This is a genomic window from Microbacterium tenebrionis (genome assembly GCF_903645325.1).
Taxonomy (GTDB): Bacteria; Actinomycetota; Actinomycetes; order Actinomycetales; family Microbacteriaceae; genus Microbacterium; species Microbacterium tenebrionis.
Map to the genome: position 1 here is coordinate 546,339 of NZ_CAHJXQ010000002.1, position 15,760 is coordinate 562,098.

The window sequence follows — 15,760 nt, forward strand, 5'->3', positions numbered from 1 at the left end:
TGAACGTAGTCTGTGATCATGGCCAGGAGCACCACGAAGACCTCGCGCGCGTCTGAGAAGACGACCTCGCGCGCCAAGGCGCAGACGGCCCCGACGAAGAAGATCCCCGCGGCACCGAAGAAGTACATCGACGAGGACGACAAGCCCTCGGTCCTCGTCCGCGCGTGGGTCGGGCTCGCCCACGGCGTCGGCGGGCTGTTCCGCGCGTTCGGCCCCGAGGTCCTCGAGAAGGATCAGCGACGCGACGGATTCCCGTTCCTCCTCGTGATCCTCGCGTGCCTCGGCGCCGTCGACGAGTGGTTCTTCATCGGCAACGAGGTCGCGCAGAACATCAGCGCCTACACGGTCGGCGGGCTGATCGGGCGCACGGCGTTCCTCATGCCCGTCATGCTGCTGATCCTCGCCGGCTGGCTGTTCCGGCATCCGTCATCGGTGCACGACAACGGCCGCATCGGCATCGGATTCGGTCTGTTCGTGATCTCGATCGCCGGCATCTGCCACGTCGCGGGCGGCCAGCCCGAGCCGCGGCAGGGCATGCCCGCCCTGAGCGCAGCCGGCGGTCTGTTCGGATGGATGCTGGGCGAGCCGCTGTCATACCTGACGGACATCGTCGCCTACATCGTGCTGAGCCTGCTCGCTCTGCTGAGCATCCTCATCATCACCAAGACGCCGCCGAACAAGATCGGGCAGCGTCTCGGAGACCTGTACGCCTGGATGTTCGGGGCGGAGCGCCCGGAGCGGGTCGAGAAGGATTCGGACGGGTCATCCGGCGACCTCGTCGAGATCGCCGAAGAGGACTCGCTGCCGTGGTGGCGCCGCAACAAGAGCGGCCGAGAAGAGGACCCGGACGAGGGGATCGGCTCGCAGGATCTCACCGAACTGCTCTCGGGCGCAGACGATGCCCACACGAACACGGCATACGACCAGGCGGTCATCCTCGACGACCCGTCGGATGCCGCCACCGAGGTGCTCAGCGACGTCGCCGGCGTCATGCAGGGGCTCCCGGGGCAGAGCGGCACGGCTCTGCTCGACGACTCGGGCGACACCGGTGAGCAGCCCGAGCTGCCCGGACTCTCCGGGTTCGGCACCGACGGGCCGGGGGAGCGGGGGCTGCAGGCGCCGAGCGCGCCCTATGTGCTGCCCTCGCCCGGCGTGCTCCGTGAGGGCCCGCCGCCGGTGGTGCGCTCGGACGCCACAGACAAGGTGATCCAGCAGCTCACCAGCGTGCTGGAGCAGTTCAAGGTCGACGCCAAGGTGACCGGTTTCTCCCGCGGACCGACGGTGACGCAGTACGAGGTCGAGGTCGGGCACGGCGTCAAGGTCGAGAAGATCACGCAGCTGTCGAACAACTTCGCCTACGCCGTGGCATCCAACGACGTCCGCATCCTCTCGCCGATCCCCGGCAAGAGCGCGATCGGCATCGAGATCCCGAACGCCGACAAGGAGATGGTCGCCCTCGGCGACGTGCTGCGCTCGCCCGCCGCGCAGAAGAGCACGCACCCGATGACGATCGGCGTCGGCAAGGACGTCGGCGGCAACATCGTCGTCGCGAACCTCGCCAAGATGCCCCACCTGCTCGTGGCCGGATCCACCGGATCCGGTAAGTCGAGCTTCGTGAACTCGATGATCACCAGCCTGTTGATGCGGGCACGGCCGGCCGATGTGCGCATGGTGCTCATCGACCCCAAGCGCGTGGAGCTCACCAGCTACGCAGGCGTCCCGCATCTGATCACGCCCATCATCACCAACCCGAAGAAGGCCGCTGAGGCGCTTCAGTGGGTGGTGAAGGAGATGGACATGCGGTACGACGACCTCGCGTCGTTCGGGTTCCGCCACATCGACGACTTCAACAAGGCCGTCCGCGCCGGCGAGGTCGAGGTGCCGGCCGGCAGCGAGCGGGTGCTCAAGCCGTACCCGTACCTGCTCGTCGTCGTCGACGAGCTCGCCGACCTCATGATGGTCGCCCCGCGCGACGTCGAGGACTCGATTGTCCGCATCACCCAGCTCGCCCGTGCCTCCGGCATCCACCTCGTGCTGGCGACGCAGCGCCCGAGCGTGGACGTCGTGACCGGTCTCATCAAGGCGAATGTTCCGTCCCGGCTCGCGTTCGCGGTGACGAGCGTCACCGACAGCCGCGTGATCCTGGATGCTCCCGGTGCCGACAAGCTCATCGGTCAGGGTGATGCTCTGTTCTCGCCCATGGGGTCGTCGAAGCCGTTCCGTCTGCAGGGCGCCTGGGTCGAGGAGACCGAGATCGACGCCGTCGTCAAGCACGTCACCGCACAGGCTCGGCCGGAGTACCGCGCCGATGTGCAGGAGGCCATGGACCCTGCCAAGAAGAAGGAGGTCGACGAAGACATCGGCGACGACCTCGAGGTGCTTCTCGCCGCGGCCGAGCTCGTGGTGTCGTCGCAGTTCGGATCGACCTCCATGCTGCAGCGCAAGCTGCGGGTGGGCTTCGCGAAGGCGGGTCGCCTCATGGATCTGCTCGAGTCGCGAGAGATCGTCGGTCCCTCCGAGGGCTCGAAGGCCCGCGACGTGCTCGTCACCGCCGAACAGCTGCCCGCCGTGATGGCCAAGCTGCGCGGCGAGGATGCACCGCCCGCGCCCACGGCTCCCGCGGCTCCCGCCGCCGAGTCCGTCGACTACGGCCGCGACCCGATCGAATCGCAGTTCGAGGGGCTCCCGGTCGTCGACGAGGATCAGGGCGACGAAGACGCCTGGGGCCTGACGGGCCGCGACTGATGACGATTCCCCGGCAGCTGCCGAACGCGATCACGGTCGCCCGTATCCCGCTGGCCGTCGTCTTCTTCGTGCTGCTGCTGCTCGGCGGCATGTACGGTCACGGTGACATGGTGATGCGCTGGGTCGCCGGCGGACTCTTCGTACTCGCGATCTCCACGGACTGGGTCGACGGGTATCTGGCCCGCAAGTACGACATCGTCAGCGACTTCGGCAAGCTCTGGGACCCGATCGCCGACAAGCTGCTCACCGGCGCCGGTTTCGTCGGGCTCGCCATCCTCGGCGAATGGCCCTGGTGGGTCGTCGTCGTCATCCTGATCCGCGAGTGGGGCATCACGATCCACCGCTTCCTGGTCGCGAACGATCACATCGTCGCGGCCGCCTGGATGGGCAAGCTCAAGACGGCGTTCCAGGGCGTGGCGTTGAGCTGGTGGCTGCTTCCGCTCCACCAGTGGATCGGCATGGACTGGTGGACCGGCGTCGGCATGGTCCTCATGTACGCGACGCTCGTGCTGACCGTAGCCAGCGGTATCGACTACGTCGTCTCGCAGGTTCGCGGCTCACGCGCCGACCGGACATGAGCGACGCGGCACGGCTCGTCGCCGCCCTCACGGCCCGCGGCTGGACCATCGGCGTCGCCGAATCACTGACCGGGGGAGCGCTCAGCGCCGAGATCGTCTCGGTCCCCGGTGCGTCGGCGACGCTTCTCGGGGGAGTGGTGGCCTACGCGACGCCCGTCAAGGCTTCACTGCTCGGGGTGGATGCCGCACTGCTCGCAGAACATGGAGCGGTGCATCCCCAGGTCGCGATCCAGATGGCGAGAGGCGTCCGCGAGGCGGTGCAGGTCGACGGCCGCCGCGCCGACGTCGGCGTCTCCACGACCGGGATCGCAGGGCCCGACTCGCCGGACGGCCAGCCGGTCGGCACGGTGCACATCGGCGTCGCGACACCGGACGGTGCGCATGCGTACGGCTTCCGATTCGACGGAGGCCGCGCCGCCGTGCGCGCCGCGTCCGTGCAGGCGGCGGTCGCCGCGGTGCTGACAGCACTCGGGGAATAGCACCCGCGGGGCCCGCGTTGTGGAAGATGTGTCGTTCTCAACGAAACCACAGCGTGAAACGGTAGCGTTTTCAGCAGAAAGTCGGGTTAGACTGGCGATCCGTTCGGAGGCGACTCCGATCCGGGGAATGGAGAGGAGGTTCCGATGATTCTTGTCCGACAGGAGATCGGCGATGTGCTGAGGGACTTCCGCCTGCAGAAGGGGCGCACGCTCCGGCAGGTCGCGAGCAAGGCGTCGGTGGCGCTCGGATACCTGAGTGAGGTCGAACGCGGCCAGAAGGAGGCGTCCAGCGAGATCCTCGCATCGGTCGCCGAGGCGCTCGACGTCCCCATCTCGCGGATCATGCGCGAGGTCGGAGACCGGATCTCCGTGCTCGAGGGCATCCAGGTCTTCCCCGATGTGGTTCCCGACGACCTGGTGGCGTCGGTCGAGCCCGAACTGTCCCTGCACTGACCCGAGGCGAATCAGGACGACGGATGCGACGCAGCGAGTTCCATCGCGCGGTCGAAGATGAGTTCGGTGGACGCTCCGTCGCGCTCATGAGCGATCTCGTGCTCGGAGCGGTCGGAAACCGCACGGCCGCAGAGGCATTGGAGAGCGGCGTGCCTCCGCGGGAGATCTGGGCCGCGCTGTGCGCCGAGATGGATGTTCCGCCTGAGCGCCGCTACGGCGTCGGCCGACTGGAACCGCGCCGGCACTGAGTCTCCGCGTCGACGGTTCACTCCGACGAGCCCGGCGTGTCGTCGAAGATGTGTTCGAAGCGCGCGTATCGTTCTGCACAAGTGGTTACGAAGCGCTGTCGTCCACCGTTCGTGGCGAATCCGACGCAATGTCGGATGCCCCTCCTACGGTGATCACAGGCCCAGGAGCCATACGCCTTGTCGGAGAGTCCACCCCAGCCGGGGTGGCCGCGACAGCCTACAGGCGGCACCACGCGAACATATGAGGAGCACGTCATGCCATCAACCGCAGACCGCGAGAAGTCCCTGGAATCGGCTCTCGCCCAGATCGACCGTCAGTTCGGAAAGGGCTCGGTCATGCGACTGGGCAGCGACGAGCGCGCACCTGTCGCCGTCGTCCCGACGGGCTCCATCGCCCTCGACGTCGCCCTCGGTGTGGGCGGCCTCCCGCGTGGACGCATCGTCGAGATCTACGGCCCGGAGTCGTCGGGTAAGACGACCCTGACGCTGCACGCCATCGCCAACGCGCAGCGCGCCGGCGGCATCGCGGCGTTCATCGACGCCGAGCACGCGCTCGACCCCGAGTACGCCAAGAAGCTCGGCGTCGACATCGACGCTCTGCTGGTGTCGCAGCCTGACACCGGTGAGCAGGCTCTCGAGATCGCCGACATGCTCGTGCGCTCCGGGGCGATCGACCTCATCGTCGTCGACTCCGTCGCAGCTCTCGTGCCGCGCGCCGAGATCGAGGGCGAGATGGGCGACTCGCACGTCGGCCTGCAGGCCCGCCTCATGTCGCAGGCGCTGCGCAAGCTGACCGGTGGTCTGAACCAGACCAACACGACCATGATCTTCATCAACCAGTTGCGCGAGAAGATCGGCGTGTTCTTCGGATCTCCCGAGACCACCGCCGGCGGCAAGGCGCTGAAGTTCTACGCGTCGGTCCGCATGGACATCCGTCGGATCGAGACGCTCAAGGACGGCACCGAGGCGGTCGGAAACCGCACGCGTGTCAAGGTCGTCAAGAACAAGATGGCGCCGCCGTTCAAGCAGGCCGAGTTCGACATCCTCTACGGCGTCGGCATCTCCCGCGAAGGCAGCCTGATCGACTTCGGCGTCGAGCACGGCATTGTGAAGAAGTCGGGCTCCTGGTACACCTACGACGGCGACCAGCTCGGCCAGGGCAAGGAGAACGCTCGCAACTTCCTGATCGCGAACCCCGACATCGCACTGACAATCGAGACGCAGATCAAGCAGAAGCTCGGAATCGGAGGACCGGCGGCCGACACGGCAGCTGCACCGGCCGGTGCAGACGAGCTGGCTAAGCGCCGCCCGGCCTGATGCCGCACACGCACGATGACGGGGGCGAGGACCGCCTCGCCCCCGTCATTCCGCTCTTCGGCGGACGAGTCGCACGAGCGTCCGATCTGCAGCCCCGGGAGGTCGACAGCCCGGCGGTCACGATCGACAGGGATGCGGCGCCGGGTCCTCGTCCGGATCGGACGGTCGAACACGGCGAACCCGATGCCGATGACTTCGCCCAACGGGCCGAGGAGGCTCTTGTGCGCAAACTGCGCGCGAGGTCGCTCTCGGTCTCAGAGGCGCGTCAGGTGCTCCGGGGCCACGACCTCGACCAGGGCCGTATCGACGACGTGATCGACCGCTTCTGCGAACGCGGCTACCTCGACGACTCCCTGCTCGCCGAGCATCTGGTGATCTCCGGGGTCGAGCGCAAGGGGCAGGGTCGTGTGGCGCTGTCGCGCGCGCTCGCCCAGCGCGGGATCCCGCGCGACGTCATCGACACCGCCCTCGGCGACCTTCCCGATGACGATGCCGAACGGGCTCTCGAGTTCGCCAGGACCAAGGCCCGGTCGTTGTCGAGGCTCGACTTCGACACGGCGCTGCGCCGACTGATTGGTCAACTCGCACGCCGAGGCTACGGCGGATCGGTCGCCGCCAATGCCGCCCGCACGGCGTTGGGCGAGGCATCCCTCGGGGCGCCGAGGACGGGCGTGAGGTTCGTCGACTCGGACTGACCCCCGAGTCCGTCCGCGGGCGCGCCCTCGTAGAATAGGGAGCACCATGACTATTCCCCGCAGCGAACCGACGATCATCTCGGCGTCCTCTGCGTCCGTCGATGCCGACGGCCGTCAGCGCACGTACGAGGTGCGCACCTTCGGGTGCCAGATGAACGTGCACGACTCCGAACGACTCTCCGGATCCCTGGAGAGCGCCGGATATCTGCGCGCCGAGACGGGCGCCGAGGCCGACGTCGTCATCATCAACACGTGCGCCGTGCGCGACAACGCCGCAGGCAAGCTGTACGGCACACTCGGACACCTCGCTTCGGTCAAGCGCCGCAAGGAGGGCATGCAGATCGCGGTCGGCGGCTGCCTCGCCCAGATGGACAAGGATGCCGTGCTCGACAAGGCTCCGTGGGTGGACGTCGTCTTCGGCACCCACAACATGGGGTCGCTCCCCGGCCTGCTCGAGCGCGCCAAGCACAACGGCGATGCCGAGCTCGAGATCCTCGAGTCGCTCGAGGTCTTCCCGTCGACCCTCCCGACCAAGCGCGACTCGGCGCACAGCGGCTGGGTATCGATCTCGGTCGGCTGCAACAACACCTGCACGTTCTGCATCGTCCCGAGCCTGCGGGGCAAGGAGAAGGACCGCCGGCCCGGCGACATCCTGAACGAGATCCGCCTCCTCGTCGAGGACGGCGCGATCGAGGTCACCCTGCTCGGCCAGAACGTCAACTCCTACGGCGTGGAGTTCGGCGACCGGCAGGCCTTCGGCAAGCTGCTGCGCGCCACCGGTCAGATCGACGGACTCGAGCGGGTGCGCTTCACAAGTCCCCACCCTGCGGCGTTCACCGACGATGTCATCGATGCGATGGCGGAGACGCCCAATGTCATGCCCCAGCTGCACATGCCGTTGCAGTCCGGCAGCGACCGCATCCTCAAGGCGATGCGCCGCTCCTATCGGAGCGAGAAGTTCCTCGGCATCCTCGACCGCGTGCGCGAGCGCATTCCGCATGCGGCGATCTCCACCGACATCATCGTGGGGTTCCCCGGCGAGACCGACGAGGACTTCGAGGACACCATGCGCGTCGTCGAGCAGGCGCGGTTCGCCAACGCCTTCACGTTCCAGTACTCGATCCGTGAGGGGACGCCCGCCGCGACGATGGAGGATCAGGTTCCCAAGGCCGTCGTCCAGGAGCGCTACGAGCGGCTGATCGCCCTGCAGGAGCGCATCTCGCTCGAGGAGAACCAGAAGCAGGTCGGCCGCGAAGTCGAGGTTCTCGTCTCCGTCGGCGAGGGCAAGAAGGATGCCGAGACGCACCGCCTCACCGGCCGCGCGCAGGACAACCGGCTCGTGCACTTCGAAGTGACCCCCGGCTCCGACCTGCCGCGCCCCGGTGACGTGGTGACCGTGACGATCACCCACGGTGCGCCGTTCCACCTCCTGGCGGACGACCCGACGGGCGCGCCGCTGCGCATCCGGCGCACGCGCGGTGGCGATGCCTGGGATCGCGCACAGGCGGAGTCCTGCGGCGTCCCCGCCCCCTCGGGCGCATCCGGCGGCCCGCGCGCTGTCTCACTGGGCCTGCCCACGCTCCGCGTCGGTGTCTGATCCCGTCTCCTCCTGTTCCGCCGAGGCCCCCGCTGGTCGCCGAGGCCCCTCGCCGACGCGTCGCCAGCCGGGGCATCGACGACAGGCGGGGGCGTCGACATGAGTGATCGGGATCCGCGCATCTGGGCGATCGTCGGCGCCACGGGCACAGGCAAGAGCGACCTCGCACTCCGCCTCGCCGAGGCGCTGCACGAAAGCGGCAACCCCGCCGAGATCGTCAACGCCGACGCCATGCAGCTCTACCGCGGCATGGACGTCGGCACGGCCAAGCTCTCCGTCGACGAGCGCCGCGGCATCCCGCACCACCTGTTCGACGTCCGCGAGGTCACCCAGGACGCCGCCGTGGCCTGGTATCAACCGCTCGCGCGGGCGGCGATCGAGACCATCCACGCACGCGGCGGCGACGCCGTCCTCGTGGGCGGGTCCGGTCTCTACGTCTCGAGCGTGATCTTCGACTTCCGCTTCCCGCCCCGCGACCCCGCAGTGCGCCAGCGGCTCGAACGAGAACTCGACGAGCAGGGCGCCGGTGCCCTCTTCGCACGGCTGCAGCAGGTGGATGCCGTCACCGCGGCCCGCGTCGACCCGAAGAACGGCCGGCGCATCGTGCGCGCGCTCGAGGTGATCGAGCAGGGCGCGCAGACCCACGGCGCGGCGCTCCCCGACGAACCCCTGCTGTGGCACCCGCGGACACGGATCCTCGGAGTCGAGGCGGACCGCGCGGAACTCGTCGCCCGGCTCGATGCCCGGGTGGAGCGCATGTGGGAGCAGGGCATGCTCGAGGAGGCCGCGCCTGCGCGCGGACGGGATCCAACGCGGCACCACCGCACCGCGCGCGATCGGCTACGCGCAGGCGCTCGCGCGCTGGCGGGGAGAAGACCGAAGCCGAGGCCATCGCCGAGACGCAGGCCCTCACCCGCCGGTACGCCCGGCGACAGGTGTCGTGGTTCAAGCGATACCCCGGCATCGAGTGGCTCTCGCCGATGTCCGACCCCCGTGACATCCTGGCGGGATGACGACCCACTTCTTCACGGCGACGAGTCTGGACGGATTCATCGCCGCGCGGACCATTCGCTCGACTGGTCGCTGAAGCAGGACTTCCGTCCACGCGGCCATGACCGCGGCGGCGGGCGACAAGGACATCTGGATCGTCGGCGGGGGAGACCTGGCCGGGCAGTTCGTCGACGCGGGGCTGCTCGACGAGGTCTGGCTGCAGTACGCGCCCGTCACGCTCGGCAGCGGTGCTCCGGTGCTGCCGCGCTCTCTCGACCTCGAGCTCATCGACGTCGCCCGCAATCGGGCGTTCCTGTGCGGCGATATCGCGTGCTCCGCGCTGAATAGACTGGATCCATGGTCGCATTCACCAAGGGTCACGGCACGGGCAACGATTTCGTGATCATCGCCGACCCCGACGGGGAGCTCGACCTCACGCCGGAGCAGGTCGCCGCTCTGTGCGACCGCCACTTCGGCATCGGAGCCGACGGCGTGCTGCGCGTCGTCCGCTCGACGGCGATTCCCGAAGGCGCGGCTGCTCTGGCCGAAGAGCCGGCGGCCGAGTGGTTCATGGACTACCGCAACGCCGACGGGTCGATCGCCGAGATGTGCGGCAACGGCGTCCGGGTGTTCGCGCACTACCTCCTCCGAGCGGGACTGGCCACGATCGAACAGGGCTCGACGCTGCCGATCGGCACACGGGCGGGCATCCGCGACGTGACGACCAGTGCGAACGGATACCAGGTCGACCTCGGCCGGTGGAAGCTGTCGGGCGACAACCCCCTCGCCAAGGCCCGCGGGCTCGATGTGGCCCGCCCGGGCCTGGGCATCGACGTCGGCAATCCGCACGTCGTCGTCGCCCTGGCATCCGAGCAGGAGCTCGAAGGCCTCGAACTCGAATACATCCCCGAACTCGACCCGGCGCTGCCAAACGGCGCGAACGTCGAGTTCGTCGTCCCCGGCGAACCGCTCGTCCGAGACGGCATCGGGCACGTCTCGATGCGCGTGTTCGAGCGCGGGGTCGGCGAGACCCTCAGTTGCGGAACCGGCGTGGCGGCCACGGCACTGGCGGTCCGCTACTGGGCGGGGGACCGCGCCCCCGACAACTGGCGCGTCGAGGTGCCGGGCGGCACGCTCGGCGTGCGGATGTTCCCCGCGGAGGACGGCGAGCACGTCGCGCTCTCCGGGCCCGCGCAGCTCGTCTTCAGCGGCACGGTCGACCTCGCCTGACACGTCGGCGGAGCGCAATGAGTCGTCGTGTGACGACTCGGAGTGACAGTGCAGCCGCCGTCCGGTGACGATGGTGCGCATGAGCAAACAGATCCGCTTCAACGCCTTCGACATGAACTGCGTCGCCCACCAGTCCTCCGGGATGTGGCGGCACCCGCAGGATCAGTCAGCGCGCTACAAGGAGCTCGGCTACTGGATCGAGCTCGCGCAGCTGCTCGAGCGCGGCCACTTCGACGGCCTCTTCATCGCGGATGTCCTCGGCACCTACGACGTCTACGGCTCCTCCAACGAGGCGGCCATCCGCCACGCCGCACAGGTGCCCGTGAACGACCCGATCCTGCTCGTGAGCGCGATGGCGGCGGTCACCGAGAACCTCGGCTTCGGCATCACCGCCGGCACCGCGTACGAGCATCCGTATCCCTTCGCGCGCCGCATGACGACGCTCGACCACCTGACGAACGGACGAGTCGGCTGGAACGTCGTCACAGGGTATCTGCCCTCCGCCGCGCGCAACATGGGGCACGACGACCAGCTCGAGCACGACCAGCGCTACGACGTCGCGGACGAGTACCTCGAGGTGACCTACAAGCTCTGGGAAGGCTCGTGGGAGGACGACGCGGTCGTCCGCGACCGCGAGGCCGGGGTTTTCACCGACCCGGCCAAGGTGCACGAGATCGGTCACAGCGGCGAGCACTTCACGGTTCCCGGCATCCACATCTCCGAGCCGTCGCCGCAGCGCACGCCGGTGATCTTCCAGGCCGGCGCCTCGCCGCGCGGGATCGCGTTCGCCGCGGGCAACGCCGAGGCGATCTTCGTCGCGGCCCCGACCAAGACGGTGCTCGCCGGCACCGTGAAGCGCATCCGCGACGCCCTTGAGGCGGCAGGACGCGACCGCTACTCGGCGAAGATCTATACGCTGCTCACGATCATCACCGACGAGACGAGCGAGAAGGCGCACGCGAAGCACGAGGAGTTCCTGCAGTACGCGAGCGACGAAGGTGCGCTGGTGTTCATGTCGGGATGGATGGGGATCGACCTGTCGCAGTTCGAGCTCGACGAGCCCATCGGCAACGTCAAGAGCAACGCGATCCAGTCGACGGTGGCGAACTTCCAGCAGGCCGACGACTCCGGCAAGGAGTGGAAGGTGCGCGACATCGCCAAGCTCGGCAGCATCGGGGGCCTCGGGCCCCGCGTCGTCGGGTCGCCGGAGGAGGTCGCCGACTTCCTGCAGGAATGGGTGGAGGAGACCGACGTCGACGGATTCAACCTCGCCTACGCGATCACACCGGGCACGTTCGAGGACGTCGTGACGCTCATCGTCCCGGAGCTGCAGCGCCGTGGTGTCTATCAGACCGGGTACGCCCCCGGCACGCTGCGCAACAAGCTGCACGGCCGCGGAGACCGGCTGCCGGACGAGCACCGCGGTGCCGGCTTCAAGATCGGGAACAGGGTCGGCGTCTGATCACGCCAGCGCGATCGGCTCCGTCGGGGGAGAGCCGTGCTTGCGCACCTTGATCACGCGGAATCCCTTGCCCGTGGCCGAGCGGAACACGCTGTAGCCGGGCGTGAAGGTCGCGGCGAGCCAGCGCTGCAGCGAATCCGCGCCGAGATTGCGCTGGACGACCAGCCACGCATCGCTGCGCTCGTCCAGCCGGGGGATCCAGCGCTCGAGCATGTCGTGCAGCACGTTCTTGCCCACGCGGATCGGCGGGTTCGATCGGATGGTGCGGAATCGGATGTCGTCGGGAACATCGTCCGGCCGTACGGCGTTGACATTCGTAAGACCCAGCTCATCGGCATTCCGGCGGACGAGGTCCAGTGCGCGCTCATTGACGTCGACGGCCCAGACGGTCGCATGCGGCGAGGCGAGAGCCATCGTGAGACTGATCGGACCCCATCCGCAACCGAGGTCCAGGAAGTCGCCGCCGGGCGGCAGCGGCGGCATGTTGGCGAGGAGCACGGCCGTCCCGGCGTCCAGGCGGTCGGGACTGAACACGCCGCCAGCGGTGGTGACCTCGAGGTCGCGACCGGCGAGAGTCACCCGAATGGTCCGAAGATTCTCCGCACTTGCCGGGGTCGCAGAGAAGTAGTGATCGGACCCCATAGGGCGAGCGTACCGGACGGGCGGGTTAACATTAAGACGCCGAACGTAGAAGGCAGAGGATGACGAAGACCACACATGACACCCACGACGAGACCCTCGATCGTGTGATCGCGAGCGCAGAGAAGCGCACCGAGGCGAGAGTGTTCGGTGCGGCCCAGGCGCTGCAGGATGCCGGCACGGCCGCGTACGGCGACCGCGACGGAGACCAGTGGGATCTCGACGATCGCCATGCGCTGCGCCGCGTCGCCGGGCTCTCCACTGAGCTCGAGGACGTCACCGAGGTCGAGTACCGCCAGCTGCGGCTCGAGAACGTCGTGCTGGTCGGCGTCTACCCGCAGGGCGCGCAGACGGATGCCGAGAACTCGCTGCGCGAACTGGCCGCCCTCGCCGAGACGGCAGGCGCCGTCGTGCTCGACGGCGTGCTGCAGCGGCGCCCGCATCCCGACCCCGCCACGTACCTCGGCCGGGGCAAGGCGCAGGAGCTGAAGGACCTGGTCGCCGCGACCGGCGCCGACACGGTCATCGCCGACACCGAGCTCGCACCCAGCCAGCGCCGCGCGCTGGAGGACGTGGTGAAGGTCAAGGTGATCGATCGCACCACCGTGATCCTCGACATCTTCAGCCAGCACGCCAAGAGCCGCGAGGGCAAGGCCCAGGTCGAACTCGCGCAGCTCGAGTACCTGCTGCCTCGTCTGCGCGGCTGGGGTGACTCTATGAGTCGCCAGGCCGGTGGCCAGGTCGGAGCAGGCGGTGCCGGTATGGGCTCCCGCGGTCCCGGTGAGACGAAGATCGAACTCGATCGTCGCCGCATCCGTACGCGCATGGCGCAGCTGCGTCGCCAGATCCGCGACTTCGCACCCGCGCGCGACGCCAAGCGCGCCGAGCGCAAGCGCAACACGATCCCGTCGGTCGCGATCGCCGGGTACACGAACGCCGGCAAGTCGAGTCTGCTCAATGCGCTCACCAGCGCCGGCGTCCTCGTCGAGAACGCGTTGTTCGCGACGCTGGATGCCACGGTGCGCCGGACCACGACCGATGACGGCCGCGTCTACACGTTCACCGACACCGTCGGTTTCGTGCGGAACCTGCCGCACCAACTCGTCGAGGCGTTCCGCTCGACGCTCGAGGAGGTCGGCGACGCCGACATCGTCCTGCACGTCGTGGACGGGTCCCACCCCGACCCCGCCGGTCAGCTGCAGACGGTGCGCGACGTCATGGGCGACGTGGGCGCCCGAGACCTGCCCGAGATCGTCGTGTTCAACAAGGCCGACATCATCCCCGAGGACGAACGGCTCGTGCTCCAGGGCCTCGAGCCGAAGGCGCACTTCGTCTCATCGCGCACCGGCGAGGGGATCGCGCAGCTGCGCGCCGCGATCGATGAGGCCCTGCCGATGCCGGCCGTCGAGGTGCACGCCCTCGTGCCGTACGACAGGGGAGACCTCGTCGCGGCCGTGCACGAGACGGGCATCCTCGCCTCGGCGGAGCACGGCGAGCACGGGACGCAGATCCACGCGCACGTCTCGGAGCGCCTCGCGGCGGAACTGGCTCCATTCCGCAGCTGACGCGCCTCAGCGAGCGGTGAAGCGGGCCTCGACGGTCGCCGAGACCACGATGTCCTCCGGCTCGTACTCCATGGCGGGCCCGGACTCCGCGGATGTCGCGAAGGCCGCGCCGCGCGCCTTCATCATCTGCGGGGCGGGCGACTGCTCGCGAGAGATGAGACCGGTGTCCGCGATCTCCAACGGCGTGACGGATTCGAGTCCGAGGGCGCCGGCGTACGCCTGGGCGCGCTGCACGGCGACGCCGACCGCCGCGGATGCGACTTCGCGCTCGACGTCGGCACGCGTCTGCGGTGTGAGGTGCCAGTTCACCCAGCCGACCTCGACACCGTCCCATGCAGAGATCTCGGACACCCAGACCGACAGCTCAGAGGCCTCGCCGAACGTCGCGGTGAAGTCGATGCTCGCGTGGTACACGAGCGCGAGGCGCTTGCCCTGGTTGTTCCACGGGCGCTCCGCGCGCACCGCGAGGCGCTTGCTGGTCCATTCGATGAGCGTTCCGGCAGCCTGCCGTTCGGAGAGCCCGGTGCGAACCGGTTCGGCCAGTCGCATGGCGTGATCCACGACGGCTGCGCGCGCGGCGCCCTCCGTGCGGACCGTGACGTGGATGGTGGCGCGCTCGGGAGCGATGCGCTCCTCGTGCTCGCCCCGGACGGTGATTGTGACGTCGCTCATGGTGTAGACTGTAATGCTCGGATGCTCCGGTTTCCGAGATGGTAATTCCACAGTGTGACAGCGGTCCTTTCGCAAGAAGGAACACGGGGCTGATCGGTTTCGACAGCGCCTGTGAATCCACGAGAAGCGGGCCGAGGATGCAGGGTTATCTCGTGAACGCTCCCTGCAAAAATATAGTTGCCGAATCCAAGCGCAACGACTTCGCCCTCGCTGCATAAGCGAGCCCGATAGTCCGTCAGACCGTATGTGATTCCGATACGGATCCTGGCGTCATCTAGGAATCTTGCTGCGTGACGGCGTCTGGACGTCACGTGGGACTCTTCCCAGGCTGGGCTTGTCGACTTAGGTGTCTGTGACAAAGGTCGGAGCCGAGCAGAACGTCTGCACAGACTGCGCCCGGAGAAGCCGTGGATACTCAGCGCTGGACGGGGGTTCGATTCCCCCCAGCTCCACCGAACCGCTGTCACATGACGAAGGCCCGTGGCGGAGAGATCCGCCACGGGCCTTCGTCGTGTTGTCACGGCCGCTGGATGAGCAGGAGGCCCTGCCGGGTGTCGGCGAGGGTCACCCACCCGTCGCCGAACTCGTACGTCATGCCGTAGCCGTCCTCGTCCACGGCGAAGGCGTAGTCAGGATCCTCGGTGATGTACAGGTGCCCGTCGGCGTCCGCCCGGAGCCAACCCTGCGACAGGAGTTTCTGCTGCGCCGACGTGGACGCCGCGGCATCCATCGGCGCCCAGCCGAACACCTGCACGTGATCGGAGGGCACGGTGTAGTCGCCCCACACGCACTCGAAGCCGTCCGCGACGATGTCCTCGCCGATGCGGAACTCCTGCTGCTCGAACGTCCAGCCCTGCTCGGCGAACATCGCCGTCGTGCTCGGCGCGAGGATCGTCTCGCAGGTCGGCTCGGCGCCCGGAGCCTCCACCGGCTCGGTCTCGACAGGTTCGGGCGTGGAAGCCGGATCCGGTGCCGAAGCGGTGGGCGTCGGGGTACTGGTCGGGGCGACTTCGGGCTCGGCCGCGCATCCGGAGACACCGGCGAGCACAGCGATCGACGCGAGCGCCATGACGGGGATTCTGCGGTTCAT

Annotated in this window: 15 protein-coding genes, 1 other RNA gene and 1 pseudogene; 14 read left to right on the top strand and 3 right to left on the bottom strand. The window is 68.4% G+C overall.

All coding sequences use genetic code 11. The features are described 5' to 3' along the window. Window positions 1-18: 18 nt before the first annotated feature. The 12 genes and pseudogenes from HWX58_RS05980 (at window position 19) to HWX58_RS06035 (ending at window position 11,794) form a co-directional block, all read left to right on the top strand. Complete coding sequence (locus tag HWX58_RS05980; RefSeq protein ID WP_175986086.1) at window positions 19-2,745, top strand: FtsK/SpoIIIE family DNA translocase; 2,727 nt, start codon at window positions 19-21, stop codon at window positions 2,743-2,745. Then, on the top strand, window positions 2,745-3,323 hold the full coding sequence (gene pgsA, locus HWX58_RS05985) for a CDP-diacylglycerol--glycerol-3-phosphate 3-phosphatidyltransferase (RefSeq protein WP_175986087.1): 579 nt from the start codon (window positions 2,745-2,747) through the stop codon (window positions 3,321-3,323). The genes HWX58_RS05980 and pgsA overlap by 1 nt, the downstream gene beginning before the upstream one ends. Further along, a complete protein-coding gene (locus HWX58_RS05990) occupies window positions 3,320-3,802 on the top strand; it encodes a CinA family protein (protein ID WP_175986088.1) in 483 nt (160 codons plus the stop codon). Before pgsA ends, HWX58_RS05990 begins: the two co-directional genes overlap by 4 nt. Before the next feature lie 144 nt (window positions 3,803-3,946). Further along, the gene (locus tag HWX58_RS05995; RefSeq protein ID WP_175986089.1) at window positions 3,947-4,255 is read left to right on the top strand and encodes a helix-turn-helix domain-containing protein; all 309 of its coding nucleotides are present in this window, start codon (window positions 3,947-3,949) and stop codon (window positions 4,253-4,255) included. A gap of 23 nt (window positions 4,256-4,278) precedes the next feature. Then, the gene (locus HWX58_RS06000) at window positions 4,279-4,503 is read left to right on the top strand and encodes a DUF3046 domain-containing protein (protein WP_175986090.1); all 225 of its coding nucleotides are present in this window, start codon (window positions 4,279-4,281) and stop codon (window positions 4,501-4,503) included. A gap of 255 nt (window positions 4,504-4,758) precedes the next feature. Beyond that, window positions 4,759-5,820 (top strand): recombinase RecA, encoded by a 1,062-nt coding sequence (gene recA, locus HWX58_RS06005; RefSeq protein WP_175986091.1) that lies wholly within the window; start codon window positions 4,759-4,761, stop codon window positions 5,818-5,820. Continuing rightward, window positions 5,820-6,515 (top strand): regulatory protein RecX, encoded by a 696-nt coding sequence (locus HWX58_RS06010; protein WP_175986092.1) that lies wholly within the window; start codon window positions 5,820-5,822, stop codon window positions 6,513-6,515. Before recA ends, HWX58_RS06010 begins: the two co-directional genes overlap by 1 nt. Window positions 6,516-6,561: 46 nt before the next feature. Next, complete coding sequence (gene miaB / locus HWX58_RS06015) at window positions 6,562-8,112, top strand: tRNA (N6-isopentenyl adenosine(37)-C2)-methylthiotransferase MiaB (RefSeq protein WP_175986093.1); 1,551 nt, start codon at window positions 6,562-6,564, stop codon at window positions 8,110-8,112. A gap of 99 nt (window positions 8,113-8,211) precedes the next feature. Then, window positions 8,212-9,125, top strand: a pseudogene (miaA, locus tag HWX58_RS06020) (tRNA (adenosine(37)-N6)-dimethylallyltransferase MiaA). 98 nt (window positions 9,126-9,223) lie between these two features. Beyond that, window positions 9,224-9,505 carry a dihydrofolate reductase family protein gene (locus HWX58_RS06025; protein ID WP_175986094.1) on the top strand — a complete coding sequence of 94 codons (282 nt, stop codon included), beginning with the start codon at window positions 9,224-9,226 and terminating at the stop codon, window positions 9,503-9,505. Beyond that, window positions 9,460-10,332: a diaminopimelate epimerase gene (gene dapF, locus HWX58_RS06030; protein ID WP_175986095.1), complete on the top strand. Its 873-nt coding sequence runs from the start codon at window positions 9,460-9,462 to the stop codon at window positions 10,330-10,332. The genes HWX58_RS06025 and dapF overlap by 46 nt, the downstream gene beginning before the upstream one ends. Window positions 10,333-10,411: 79 nt before the next feature. Further along, entirely contained in the window at window positions 10,412-11,794 is a 1,383-nt protein-coding gene (locus HWX58_RS06035) for an LLM class flavin-dependent oxidoreductase (protein WP_175986096.1), read from the top strand. Here the strand turns inward: HWX58_RS06035 and HWX58_RS06040 are convergent, their stop codons facing one another. Continuing rightward, on the bottom strand, window positions 11,795-12,436 hold the full coding sequence (locus tag HWX58_RS06040) for a class I SAM-dependent methyltransferase (protein ID WP_175986097.1): 642 nt from the start codon (window positions 12,434-12,436) through the stop codon (window positions 11,795-11,797). It lies immediately after the preceding gene. A 59-nt stretch (window positions 12,437-12,495) separates the two neighbouring features. Between HWX58_RS06040 and hflX the strand changes: the two genes are divergently transcribed. Continuing rightward, window positions 12,496-13,998 carry a GTPase HflX gene (gene hflX / locus HWX58_RS06045; protein WP_175986098.1) on the top strand — a complete coding sequence of 501 codons (1,503 nt, stop codon included), beginning with the start codon at window positions 12,496-12,498 and terminating at the stop codon, window positions 13,996-13,998. A gap of 6 nt (window positions 13,999-14,004) precedes the next feature. On the opposite strand, the gene HWX58_RS06050 is transcribed toward hflX, so the two are convergent. Next, on the bottom strand, window positions 14,005-14,670 hold the full coding sequence (locus HWX58_RS06050) for an SIMPL domain-containing protein (protein WP_175986099.1): 666 nt from the start codon (window positions 14,668-14,670) through the stop codon (window positions 14,005-14,007). 85 nt (window positions 14,671-14,755) lie between these two features. Between HWX58_RS06050 and ssrA the strand changes: the two genes are divergently transcribed. Further along, window positions 14,756-15,125, top strand: a transfer-messenger RNA (tmRNA) gene (ssrA, locus tag HWX58_RS06055). A 62-nt stretch (window positions 15,126-15,187) separates the two neighbouring features. Here ssrA and HWX58_RS06060 read toward each other — a convergent pair. Continuing rightward, a complete protein-coding gene (locus tag HWX58_RS06060; protein ID WP_175986100.1) occupies window positions 15,188-15,760 on the bottom strand; it encodes a hypothetical protein in 573 nt (190 codons plus the stop codon).

What these genes read in the sequence shown, in the direction of transcription:
- HWX58_RS05980 (WP_175986086.1), top strand. Translation starts at nt 19, where the DNA reads ATGGCCAGGAGCACCACGAAGACCTCGCGCGCGTCTGAGAAGACGACC.
- pgsA (WP_175986087.1), top strand. Translation starts at nt 2,745, where the DNA reads ATGACGATTCCCCGGCAGCTGCCGAACGCGATCACGGTCGCCCGTATC.
- HWX58_RS05990 (WP_175986088.1), top strand. Translation starts at nt 3,320, where the DNA reads ATGAGCGACGCGGCACGGCTCGTCGCCGCCCTCACGGCCCGCGGCTGG.
- HWX58_RS05995 (WP_175986089.1), top strand. Translation starts at nt 3,947, where the DNA reads ATGATTCTTGTCCGACAGGAGATCGGCGATGTGCTGAGGGACTTCCGC.
- HWX58_RS06000 (WP_175986090.1), top strand. Translation starts at nt 4,279, where the DNA reads ATGCGACGCAGCGAGTTCCATCGCGCGGTCGAAGATGAGTTCGGTGGA.
- recA (WP_175986091.1), top strand. Translation starts at nt 4,759, where the DNA reads ATGCCATCAACCGCAGACCGCGAGAAGTCCCTGGAATCGGCTCTCGCC.
- HWX58_RS06010 (WP_175986092.1), top strand. Translation starts at nt 5,820, where the DNA reads ATGCCGCACACGCACGATGACGGGGGCGAGGACCGCCTCGCCCCCGTC.
- miaB (WP_175986093.1), top strand. Translation starts at nt 6,562, where the DNA reads ATGACTATTCCCCGCAGCGAACCGACGATCATCTCGGCGTCCTCTGCG.
- HWX58_RS06025 (WP_175986094.1), top strand. Translation starts at nt 9,224, where the DNA reads ATGACCGCGGCGGCGGGCGACAAGGACATCTGGATCGTCGGCGGGGGA.
- dapF (WP_175986095.1), top strand. Translation starts at nt 9,460, where the DNA reads ATGGTCGCATTCACCAAGGGTCACGGCACGGGCAACGATTTCGTGATC.
- HWX58_RS06035 (WP_175986096.1), top strand. Translation starts at nt 10,412, where the DNA reads ATGAGCAAACAGATCCGCTTCAACGCCTTCGACATGAACTGCGTCGCC.
- HWX58_RS06040 (WP_175986097.1), bottom strand. Translation starts at nt 12,436, where the DNA reads ATGGGGTCCGATCACTACTTCTCTGCGACCCCGGCAAGTGCGGAGAAT.
- hflX (WP_175986098.1), top strand. Translation starts at nt 12,496, where the DNA reads ATGACGAAGACCACACATGACACCCACGACGAGACCCTCGATCGTGTG.
- HWX58_RS06050 (WP_175986099.1), bottom strand. Translation starts at nt 14,670, where the DNA reads ATGAGCGACGTCACAATCACCGTCCGGGGCGAGCACGAGGAGCGCATC.
- HWX58_RS06060 (WP_175986100.1), bottom strand. Translation starts at nt 15,760, where the DNA reads ATGAACCGCAGAATCCCCGTCATGGCGCTCGCGTCGATCGCTGTGCTC.